Source organism: Nocardiopsis sp. TNDT3 (genome assembly GCF_003427465.1).
In the GTDB taxonomy this organism is placed as follows: Bacteria; Actinomycetota; Actinomycetes; order Streptosporangiales; family Streptosporangiaceae; genus Nocardiopsis; species Nocardiopsis dassonvillei.
The window spans coordinates 1-1,863 of sequence record NZ_QPFC01001334.1 but is presented as its reverse complement, the minus strand read 5'-3'; the positions used below and the strand labels follow the sequence as shown (position 1 = coordinate 1,863).

Here is a 1,863-nt window from a genome sequence, read left to right as displayed (position 1 = left end):
AGGACGACGAGGACGACGACGAGGACGACGAGGAGGACGGCGAGGACACCGGCACCGGGGACAGCGGAAGCGGCGACGAGGGTGCGGGCTCCGGCACTGGTGACAAGGGCACCAAGATCGACCTCGACCGGATCAGGGATTTCCGCTCGAAGATCGTGGAGCCCCTCCAGAAGGACCTCAACATCCTGGTCACCGAACTCTCCGTGTACGAAGGGGTGGCCGAAAGCGGTTACCAGCGGCTCGGAGACCCCGGCATCCTCGAAGAGGCCGGGCGGCTCACGAGCAAGATCGACAGTTCGATGAGCGGGATCTACGACTTCATCTACGGCCTGAACCAGGAACTGATCGAGATCGACCGCAGGCTCTCGGAGAACCTCATCGTCTTCGCCAACCTGGAGGACGAGCAGAACCTCACCGCCCAGGAAGTCCACAACCTGATCTATTCGAGCCAGAGCGGTTCGGGCGGCTCGGGCGGCTCGGGCGGCTCGGGTGGTTCCGGTAACGGTAACGGTAACGGTAACGGCCAGGACGAGGACAGCAGCGAAACCTAGTCCACGAACGCGATCCGCAGAGGGAGGGGACCATGCCAGAACCAGAGATCAAGTACGAAGACCTGCCGGACAAGCCGCTGCACGAGCTCATGAACATCTTCGCCGGCACCGACGGCGACTACAAACCGATGGAGAGCATCGACACGGTCACCAAGGACCCCTGGGTCGCGGACGGGCGCTACCACTTCCATGAGACCACCAATCCTTTCACCGGCTTCTCCTGGAACTACGGCGGCCACGAGATGGACCGCTGGTGGAGTTACAGGGAGTACTACACGGCGTACACGACCGGGTACGGCGGCGGCAGCTACCCCTATGAGACCTACGGCATCGACTACGCCGGCTACACCATGCAGAAGCACCTGTGGGGCGAGAAGACCCTCAGCGACGGCAAGGAGGACCTGCACACAGACGACACCCCTCCCCCGCAGGACGGGTTCCGGCAGCAGCTGAGCAACCTGGCGCACCTGGCCGACTACGGGAACAACCAGCTGACGTCCGAGAACTGGGACCTCACCCGGTTGCAGAAGACCATCGACAGCCTGGGCACGCTCTACGACACGCTGACTCCCTACATCGACGGTGAGGGAGGCAGTCTGAACAAGCTGTGGCAGGAGATCGACGTCCCCGACGGAGCCATGCAGGGCTCGGCCGCCGCGGCGTACAAGTACCGCCTCCAGGACATGGCGTACCGGATGACCTCCGTGCACATGGAGCTCCCCGAGTTCAAGGCGGAGCTGGAGCGGGTCAAGACGGTCCTGACGTTCGCCACAGCCGTCCTCGCCTACACGGTGGACCAGGCCCTCAACACCAGGGGAGGGCGCGTCCAGGAGGTACTCGACGACTGGTACTTCTACACCTCCGCGGGGACGGAGGAGTTCAACCCGGAGCGGGACCAGTTCCAGGTCACGATCGCCTATCCCGAGGAGACCGGCGGGGACAAACTGACCGGTATCCCCGGCGATCCGCCGACCCAGGACAACATCAACAACGTGCTCTACCAGAGGTTCCGCAACCACTACGAGGGCGTCTACGAGGCCGCCAACCAGGTGCGCGACCTCATGGCGCACACCTACACGCAGGCGCACGCCACCATACCGGTCATCGTGGACCCCGCTCCGCTCCCGCCGCCGACCCCCGAGACCGGTGGCGGCGGCAACGGACCCGGCGGCGAGAACCCGTTCGGCGACTGGGACAACCCCTTCGGTGACTGGGAGATCGACAACCCCTTCGGCGACTGGGAAATCGACAACCCCTTCGGCGACTGGGACAACGAGGGAGGCGGTCCGCCCCCGCCGCCGCCACCGCCCCC

1 protein-coding gene and 1 pseudogene are annotated in these 1,863 nt (G+C 64.9%); both read left to right on the top strand.

What is annotated here, in order from left to right; translation table 11 throughout:
• Nucleotides 1–551, top strand: a pseudogene (locus tag DQW06_RS29050) (AAA family ATPase); the annotation flags it as partial.
• 32 nt (nt 552–583) lie between these two features.
• A partial coding sequence (locus DQW06_RS27495) for a hypothetical protein (protein WP_198662570.1) occupies nt 584–1,863 on the top strand: 1,280 nt, incomplete at its 3' end.